Origin of the sequence: Bartonella sp. MR30HLJHH, from assembly GCF_042194195.1 — a bacterium.
GTDB classification, from domain to species: Bacteria; Pseudomonadota; Alphaproteobacteria; order Rhizobiales; family Rhizobiaceae; genus Bartonella; species Bartonella grahamii.
Genome location: NZ_JBHIMO010000003.1, coordinates 24,641 through 33,165 on the forward strand (window position 1 = coordinate 24,641; position 8,525 = coordinate 33,165).

Consider the following 8,525-nt stretch of genomic DNA (forward strand, 5'->3'; position numbering starts at 1 on the left):
GATGATCAATAATCCGTCTGCTATTGATGATATTGCGGACGCGGAGCAAATCCGCGTCCTTTTTTATGCAAGCAATAGAATGGTTCATGCGCCATTGAATAAGGTGCTTGATCTTGCCAAAAGCGACATACAGCATGATCTTTTAAGCGCTTTGGCAGAGTATAAAGAAGCGACAGATCAACGCATAGAGACCATGCAAAAACTTGTTGATGAATTACAGTCTCTCATCTCCCACAACCTCAAAAAATAGACTTGCTAAGGAATAAAACGCGATGCCGTTACCCTATCATACGCACATATTTAAGCTTGAACCAGCAACCAAGAAAGAAGTCAAAGAAGGTGTTTTAGATAGTAAGGCTCTTGCACCTGTTTCAGTGGGGAGTGCAGCAGCTTATGAGGTAGAATATTTTGCAACTGCTGCTCAAGGAAAAAAGGCTGATGATGCTGTTGCAAAGAGAGATATTGGAGCCCTCGCTTACAAAGATAAGGTCACAATTCACGATATTGAAGCAAGTGGTGAAGCCCGTGAGAATACGATTTTATCAGGCGCTGGCTGGGTAAAAATATCGCCTTTAGGGATTGGCGATATGAAGGCTGCTACATATGACCCCGACAATGTGGGGTCAAATGCATTTTCTATGGAAAATATGCACGAGGGTCCTACCAAAAAGATCTTAACTACAGAGGAAAGATCAAAGCTACGATGGTTGAGTTCTACGCAGCCAACGATGGAAAAATGGCGGAGGGGAGATGAAGGTGTTTATTATCCCATATCTCCAGTAGATCTCAAAAATACCATTAATTATTTTGTAGGCTCAAAGTCTGTTGGTATGTCAAAATCAGTTTATGATCCAGATAAAATAGAAAAAGATGCCTTTGATATGGAGAATATGAAAGAGGGGAATACGCATCTTATTTTAACCCCTCAAGAACGTGCACAGGTTGCAAAAATTGATAAAATTGAAGATGTGGCACAGCACGCACAAGAAAGCGCACAACAAGGGCTTTATGCAGCAAGTGAGGCAAAGAGTATTGGGAGTGCTGCATTCAATACAGCGAAAGATGCGCAAGGTCACGCTGTAGATGCGAAAAATACCGCTGAGTGCGCACAAAAAACAGGAGACAGGGCACAAGCTGTGGCAAGTGTCGCACAAGAAACAGCGGATAGTGTACAGAAAAAAGTTGATCTCATTCAACCTCTTGCAAAAAAAGACTGGATTGATGGCACAAAGACAGTGGATGCACTTATTTCACCAGCCAAACTGAAGGCTTCAATCAAAGCAAATAGTAGCAATAGCAGCGGCGCTGGTAGCGGCAACAATGGTGGCGGGGTTAGAAAACCTGTTGAAATTCTGATGACAGAAAGCGGAGATATTCCATTGCCTGATGGTATTACTGCTGACACCGATATCGAAGTATGGGCTTGGGGCGGTGGAGGTGGTGGCGTTAAGGATGGCGGCGGCGGCGGCGGTCAATGTGTGCATGTTAAAATGAAAGGTTCTGATTTAGATAAATTAAAAACAGCTTACATTGGTCGTGGTGGTAAAGGCAATGACAGTAACATTTTGTGCAATGGTGGTAGAACAATGATCAAAGGGCTTGTTACAGCAGAAGGAGGATATTCCGTTTCCATGACTCTCGTTAACTTTGGAGGGAAAGGCGGCGATGGAGGAGGAAACAGAGAGGGCATCAGTGGTGAGAGTTTTATTTTTTCTGGTGGGAATGGTGGAGGAAGTGGAGTCGACGGCAAGAGAGCTGGTACCGGTGGAAGTTCGTTTCTTGGCGGCGGCGGCGGTGGTGGTGGTCAATGCAAGGGTTCTATCATGGGGCAAGGTGGTGAGAGTTACAAAGGTGGTAACGGTGGTAGAGGTGGTAAAGAATGTGGTGGCGGCGGCGGCGGATATTTTGATGGGAAATCCGGAGGCGACAAAATTGGCGGCGACGGTGGTGACGGAGCAGTACTCATAAAGGTATATTTATAAGGTGAATTGAACAATGGCACGGAAAATAAGTAAAGACTGTTTATACTGTTTAAAAAAGTGGGAAGGTTTGCGCTTGCAGGCTTATCAAGATGCTTCTGGCGTGTGGACGATTGGTTATGGTCATACGAAAAAAGCCGGTAAACCAACAGTTGTTGAAGGTATGGTGATTACGGAAAAAAAAGCCGAAACCATGCTTTTAGCAGATTTGCGGCAATATGAAAGAGCGGTAGAAAAAGTAGTTTGTGTGAATTTAAGCGATGAACAGTTCGGCGCTCTTGTTTCCTTTTGTTATAATGTGGGTATTGCAGCTTTCCAAAGCTCTACATTGCTTAAAAGGCTTAATCGGGGGGATTATGAAGCAGTACCAACCGAATTGCAGAAATGGACCAAAGCAGGAGGCAAACGTTTACAAGGTCTCGTACACCGGCGTGTAGCAGAGGCAGGGCTATGGGCGAAAGGGGCTTATGTTTCTTCTAATTATCAAACAGTAGAAACGAAACAACCAACAGGGTTTCTCAAAGCAGAAGCATTGGCACCCATTATTGGTTCGTTCTCAGGTCTTGGTGGTTTTTTAGCGGGCAATGGACCCATTCAATGGGCATTAGCCGCTGTTATGGTTTTAGCTGCATGTACGGGCATTTTCTTTGTTGCTAAACGCTTTCAGGAGCACCGCCTATGATCTTATGGATGAAAAGAAACTTGATGGTAACAGGTGCGGCTTTAGCCGCTTTTTTTATTGCCTTAGCAAAAGCTTTTACTCTTGGGAAAAAAGTAGAGCAACAAAAGCAAACAGAAAAAGCTTTAAAAGCAGCCACAACACGGCTTGAGGTGGAAAGTGAAGTTAATCAAAAAAGTGATGCTGATGTGCGTGCTGCTCTCTCTCACTGGTTGCGCGACAAATAAATATGTTTCTTCTTGTGTTGGTTGGTTACCTATTTATTTAAGCCGACAAGATCTGAACACCATTAGCTCAAACTTAGCAAGAGAGATCTTAAAGCATAACAAGCAGGGTCAACGCTTGTGTGGGTGGAAACATGGCTAGAAAAAAAACACAAGACGATATAGAGCTTACAGAAGCAGAAAAAGAAATGCTTCAAGAAATGATACTTACCTACCAAAGTGTGAAAATGATGTCTCGCTTTATGAAATGGATAGCGTTTTTTATCTTTTTGTTGATCCTTGATTTTGCACGCCTCATGGATGCGCTAGATAATGTCATTGCACATTTAAAGCAGTGGTTCTCAAAGAACTGAACAACTGTCATAAAAGAAAAAAATGCGTAAAATTCTTTTTACTATGAATTGAAGATCCAATTATAAACGCAGTTCAGAATGGGAACCAAGTCGTAAAAGCTCTAGTGTTTTGGCATCTGGCTTTCGATAGATCAAAACTAAATCGGGATTTATGTGACAATCACGACAATTGCGCCACTGACCTGTTAGTGCATGATCTCTCCAATGCGCCTTTAGCGGTTCATTCTCTGCTAACGCTTGGACCACAAGCAGCAAATCCTCCTCTAGTGCATTAGCATATTTACCTTTGCTTTCACGTTTAAGGTCACGGCGGAATGAACGCGTATAGACAATTTCCCGCATAGCAAACTTAGGTTTGCTTTTCAGATTTACGCGCTTCGGTTCTATCTGAGCGTATCATGGTCCTTAAGCCGTCTAATGATGTACGTTCGACGCGTCCCATTTCGGCATCCTCGATAGCTTGTAATGTTTCCGGATTTGGCTGGAATAGATCAAGCGGTAATGCTCTATCTCTAGCAATGCGGGTCATAAACATGCGCACTGCATCCGATACAGTTAAACCCGTAGACTTAATAACTGCACTCGCAATTTCTTGAACTTCATCAGGTATGCGGGCTTGAATTTTTCCCATTGCTAAATCTCCTACTACTGTACTACAATGTACTACATTTCAAGCTTATGTCAAGAGATTTATCCGTCATGCCATACAACCTTGTGTATTAAGGAGGGTAGGAAGTCAATTTTTAAAAGGAGCTAACCAAAACCTAAGAATTTCTGCTAGAATCACGAGAGAGCTTCTTTTTTAATAGGATTTTTTAGATGCCAACACCATTTGGTAAAACCTTACGCAAACTTCGCATTGATCATTCAGAACGCCTTTTAGATATGGCTAAAAAATTAGATATATCTGTAGCATTTTTATCATCTGTAGAAATTGGCAAAAAGTCTGTTCCTGTAGGACTGGAGGAAAAGGTAATTGAACTCTATGCTTTAGATCAAGAGGTAGCAGAAATTTTGAGAAGAGAATCGGATGCTTGTCGTAAAAGTTTCACTATAAAGCCTTCTGATACATTCAGATGTGAAGCTGTTGGTATGTTTTCTAGACTGATAAACATTATTTCAGAAGAAGATTTAGAACTATTAAAAAAATTATTAGAGAAAGCTGGCAAAAAGAATGCGCTTTGTAAAGGAAAGTGTGAAAATCCTATTCCCGAACCTAATTATACGGTCCCTAACCTTAAAAAAATATAAATAAAATCAATATCTTATTGCAGTTAAATTTAAGATTCGAATTCAGGTACCCCAGCCAATTCTAGTGAAATTAGTTAATCAAATTTCAGCTTGAGAGTGGATCAAACCCCTTAACCATCTGTTTCTATTCATAGCAAGTCTGGTAAGCTGAAAAATATCCATTTGTAGCGGGTTAGCTCTAAATATGGTAAGATTCTCTTGTTACAGCTGTCGCTTAAAGAGCTCTTTTAAAAGATTCTTTTCTATAAGACGAGGGGTAAATGATTTATGCGCACTTGCTTTAGAAAAACTATTTAGCTGGATTTTTTGCTCTATAGCAACACCAGCGGGTGATTTTCCGTACCCCACCATCTTCATTACGCCGAACAGCGTAGCAATAATGTTGGTGAGAAAACACATGTCGCTGCATGTCACGTACCATACCAGCAGCATGTCCATAGGGTGCCACACAATCAATAAACCACATATATTCTCCGCCTTGCCAATGCGCATCGGGTAAAAATTCTCCCTTTTCAAGCATAGATTGATGATTTTTTTCATCTAAAAAAGCCCAAGTGATAAAGGCACAAAATTCTCCACGTTCATTTTTATAGAGTTTATATTGCCCAGTCTGTAAAGCTGGTCCTAAATTTCGTTCGATATCCCAGATTCGCCAGCGGCGGTATAAGGGAGATGTAAGCATTAAAACAACCATAGCTCCTAACGCTGTAAGAGGATCTATGAGTGAAGGTGATGAATTTTCATTTACAGACATTATCTTTCCTTTAGGGACTGTTCTAAAATTTTGGTGATAGGCTCAAAGAAATAAGAAATGAGACGCCGTTTTGAGGTAATGACATCCGTTGTCACAGTCATGCCAGGGATAAATTTAAGATGTTTGTTATTCAAAGTGATGTGATCTTGGTCAATTTTGATTAAAACAGCGTAGACACCATTATTAATTTCTTTATCATAACGCGCTGTAGCGCCTACATTAACGACTGTACCGTGGATAACACCGAAACGTTCAGGCGGAAAGGCAGAAAACTTGATGTAAGCACGTTGGCCCTTTTCTAAAAAACCAATATCTCGATTATCAAAAAATGCTTCAACAATGAGACCACCCGCACCAGGGATAATACGCATAAGAGTTTTTTTAGCCTCTACAAAGCCGCCCAAAGTATGGATACTTAAATCATCGATACGTCCATCAACAGGTGCATAAAGTGATAAGTGGTCAAGACGGTATTGAGTGCTATCAAGCTTTGCTTTTAATCCTTGAAGATTCAGTTCTGTTTCACGCGAAAGTTGCCGATGGCGGGCGATTTCATCGGAAATGAGACTTTTCCGTTGTTGGCGGAGGGTGTTTATTTCGGCGGCATTTTCTTCCAAACGCCTTTGATTGGTTAAAATTTCATGCTCGACATTTTTAAAGTCATGTAAACGCTCTAAATAAACGGCTTGGCTAATGACTTTTGTTTCCATCAGGCTTTTTGTAGCTTTTAATTTTCCTTGGCTTAATTGACGATCATCTTCCAACCTATCTAATTGCGCATGTTATGTTGCACCGCTGCACTCGACGCGGTCCGCTTGTGCTTTTAGCGCTCTTAATTTATCTTGGAGAGATTAAAGGGTAATACTAATGAGTATTTCTCCTTCTATTCTTGCAGTCTGATTGCCAGAAGGAGGAACTGGCAGATAGGCAAGTCCTTTGGTCACAAAATCTTTATCCAAAGGATTGCTTTCAGCAAGAAGTGTTGTAGGTATATTATAAAGAAAAGAATAACCGGTATTCCACGGTAGGTTTGTGCAAATCAAAAAGGCCACACAGTATGGAGTTGTCCAGCCTTTTTATGCAAGAAAATGGGAAAATAACGCTCACTTTACAGCATTTTCTTAGAACTGATAACGTATTCCACCAGAAAAGCTCGCTCCTGTTATACCCGTTTTTTGCAGCTTTTGTTGGTAACTAACATCACCATGAAGTACGATATTATGGGAGAGTTGTGCATTGATGCCCAAACCGCCTTCAATGGCAGTTCCGGCAGGATCAAGGTCAAATTCCTTACCAATCTGTATTTTCCCATCATCACTAAAGGTTTTAAGAAAGTTCACTTTTCCATAAAAAGAAAAGGGATGATCACTTTCGGCAGAAACAGTTTTAGTTAAACGTCCGCCAATCCGAACCAACCATTGGGAAGGATTTTTCATATCAATTTCTAGATTATCAGCATCTTTCATGGTGTCAAACGACAATTGTTGATAAACAATTTGTGCTTGTGGCTCAAACTCTATCCCTGCCATTCCTGTAGCAAATTCTTTTCCAATGGTAACCGAAGCGCTCAAGGTTTTGGCACCCTTCAAGTTTGCGGCATTCTTGATGTCAGCTGTAGTGATATTTCCATCGATCATACCATAGGAAGCTAGGACATCGACATATAAGCCATTGTTGTGTTGTATACTGCCATAAGCTGTAACGGCCCATTTATTGAGTGTGCTTTTGTTTGCACCCTCCATATCCTTAGGTGTGAAAGAGAGTTTCCCATAGGTTCCCATAAGTCCAAAATGCATGGTGATATTTTGGCTTTCCATTGCAGCTAATGCACCACCTGCTTGTACGGCAGCATAGCGAATATCAGCGCCATAGCCATATTTGAAGGGACCACGCTCAGAGGTTAAGGTAGCATTGCTACCATAGGGTGAAAAGAAGAAAGAATAATTTTGTGTTGTACGGACATCAGCTAACAATTTGCTTTGCTTAGTAATGTCGGTAAAACCAGCGTAGAAGAGAGCGTTAGGCATCACGATATAGCTTGCCACTTGCGGTACGACAGCTTCCACATGTTGACTAGGGACAGAGCTACCGGAACCGCTACCGCCACCGGAGTCAAGAAATGCTTTATGCAAGCGAAAATCCCAAAAGTTTTCATTTTTTTCATCAAAGAGGTTTTGCTCAATATTGGCTGTGCCATGGCTTGATTCTGGTCCATAAGCAGTTAGTGTGTATTTATAAGGCAAACCATCTCTTGTGATATAACCATTGACTAATTTGAAGGAGTCTTCCATCGCTTTTCCAGAGACTTGGATAAGGGAAATACCGCCTGTATTCGAGGGGGCCGCAGCATTTTCTACACTGTTTTTATCCCCTACATCACTCTTGATATAAACTGTTGTTGTACCTGATGCATCGCCATGAATGAGAATGCGATCGGTTTTTTGATCATCTACAGCAACCCCATCGCTCCATGCCATGTTAAAGTGGATTTCTGCGTTTCCAGAAGCGTTATAGATCTCTGGAGTATCTTTTTTACCAGAACCGATATGTAATGTGTGATAATGGTTTTCTACTGGCTTTTCAAAAACAATTTTGCTGTCATTGAGGTTGAGTGCAGAAACATCAGAACGTGATCTTTGAGTGGTATCAAGTAACTTGCCCGCATCATCTTTTTCTTTTGTGCTGGTGTTCACAAACCATGTTGTATTGTTTTTGAGATCAAAGCTTGTTTGTCCATTTTCGTCATTTCTTACACCACCTTGTAAGACAGAACGGTCTGCGGAGAGTGAAAAGATTTGATTAGGTTTTGGTGTATCATGGATTATCCCTACGAATAATCTATCGGCTCTGATTTCTGAATCTTTGAGGTTGAGTTTACCATTTGATGAATTGTTGGCAACAATACCCGTTCCATCTTCGATGAGAAGGTTTGTATTGGTCAGGTTGATTTCTGAAGTTTTATCGTTTTTTGAGTTATCAAAGCGTATCCCATTGCGCTGTGCTTTTGCAGAAATATCTGTGACATTAATATGTCCGCCATCTTTTACGACAAATGCTGCTCCTTTTGCACTTACACTCCCTCCCGTCATTGTGATTTTGGCTTCTTCACCATCTACATGGAGGCCGTCATTTTTAGATGTTACTGTGACATTATCATTTAAAGTAATTGTGCTACCTTGCAGAGTTTGTACTTCTCCACCAAAGAAACCTCCGCCCGTTACTGTTATTTGGGAATTATCATTAGCCAAGAGAGCTTTTTCTGCATTCTTAACGGTTACATTATTT

The 8,525-nt window shown here is 41.1% G+C and carries 11 protein-coding genes and 1 pseudogene; 6 read left to right on the forward strand and 6 right to left on the reverse strand.

Annotated features, from left to right (window positions below; all coding sequences use genetic code 11):
- Position 1 precedes the first annotated feature (1 nt).
- The 5 genes from ACFIKR_RS02730 to ACFIKR_RS02750 all read left to right on the forward strand — a co-directional run bounded on the left by ACFIKR_RS02730 (position 2) and on the right by ACFIKR_RS02750 (position 3,235).
- Positions 2-250, forward strand: a complete 249-nt coding sequence (locus ACFIKR_RS02730) for a hypothetical protein (protein WP_375658732.1) — start codon at positions 2-4, stop codon at positions 248-250.
- 22 nt (positions 251-272) lie between these two features.
- Entirely contained in the window at positions 273-1,982 is a 1,710-nt protein-coding gene (locus ACFIKR_RS02735; RefSeq protein WP_375658733.1) for a hypothetical protein, read from the forward strand.
- A gap of 13 nt (positions 1,983-1,995) precedes the next feature.
- Complete coding sequence (locus tag ACFIKR_RS02740; RefSeq protein ID WP_375658734.1) at positions 1,996-2,661, forward strand: lysozyme; 666 nt, start codon at positions 1,996-1,998, stop codon at positions 2,659-2,661.
- Entirely contained in the window at positions 2,658-2,885 is a 228-nt protein-coding gene (locus ACFIKR_RS02745) for a hypothetical protein (RefSeq protein WP_273788001.1), read from the forward strand. Before ACFIKR_RS02740 ends, ACFIKR_RS02745 begins: the two co-directional genes overlap by 4 nt.
- Before the next feature lie 131 nt (positions 2,886-3,016).
- Positions 3,017-3,235 (forward strand): hypothetical protein, encoded by a 219-nt coding sequence (locus ACFIKR_RS02750; protein WP_273787999.1) that lies wholly within the window; start codon positions 3,017-3,019, stop codon positions 3,233-3,235.
- A 60-nt stretch (positions 3,236-3,295) separates the two neighbouring features.
- On the opposite strand, the gene ACFIKR_RS02755 is transcribed toward ACFIKR_RS02750, so the two are convergent.
- Positions 3,296-3,577: a type II toxin-antitoxin system YafQ family toxin gene (locus ACFIKR_RS02755; protein WP_375658735.1), complete on the reverse strand. Its 282-nt coding sequence runs from the start codon at positions 3,575-3,577 to the stop codon at positions 3,296-3,298.
- A gap of 7 nt (positions 3,578-3,584) precedes the next feature.
- Positions 3,585-3,866, reverse strand: a complete 282-nt coding sequence (locus ACFIKR_RS02760; RefSeq protein ID WP_375658736.1) for a type II toxin-antitoxin system RelB/DinJ family antitoxin — start codon at positions 3,864-3,866, stop codon at positions 3,585-3,587.
- Positions 3,867-4,054: 188 nt separating this feature from the next.
- Between ACFIKR_RS02760 and ACFIKR_RS02765 the strand changes: the two genes are divergently transcribed.
- Entirely contained in the window at positions 4,055-4,486 is a 432-nt protein-coding gene (locus ACFIKR_RS02765; RefSeq protein WP_375658737.1) for a helix-turn-helix domain-containing protein, read from the forward strand.
- Between the two features lie 289 nt (positions 4,487-4,775).
- Here ACFIKR_RS02765 and ACFIKR_RS02770 read toward each other — a convergent pair whose 3' ends face one another.
- From ACFIKR_RS02770 to ACFIKR_RS02785, 4 genes and pseudogenes are all read right to left on the reverse strand, one after another.
- Positions 4,776-5,240: a toxin-activating lysine-acyltransferase gene (locus ACFIKR_RS02770; protein ID WP_375658738.1), complete on the reverse strand. Its 465-nt coding sequence runs from the start codon at positions 5,238-5,240 to the stop codon at positions 4,776-4,778.
- A pseudogene (locus ACFIKR_RS02775) lies at positions 5,240-6,007 on the reverse strand (HlyD family type I secretion periplasmic adaptor subunit); the annotation flags it as partial. The pseudogene ACFIKR_RS02775 and the gene ACFIKR_RS02770, both read right to left, overlap by 1 nt.
- Before the next feature lie 84 nt (positions 6,008-6,091).
- On the reverse strand, positions 6,092-6,283 hold the full coding sequence (locus ACFIKR_RS02780; protein WP_375658739.1) for a hypothetical protein: 192 nt from the start codon (positions 6,281-6,283) through the stop codon (positions 6,092-6,094).
- A gap of 78 nt (positions 6,284-6,361) precedes the next feature.
- A partial coding sequence (locus tag ACFIKR_RS02785; protein ID WP_375658740.1) for an autotransporter outer membrane beta-barrel domain-containing protein occupies positions 6,362-8,525 on the reverse strand: 2,164 nt, incomplete at its 5' end.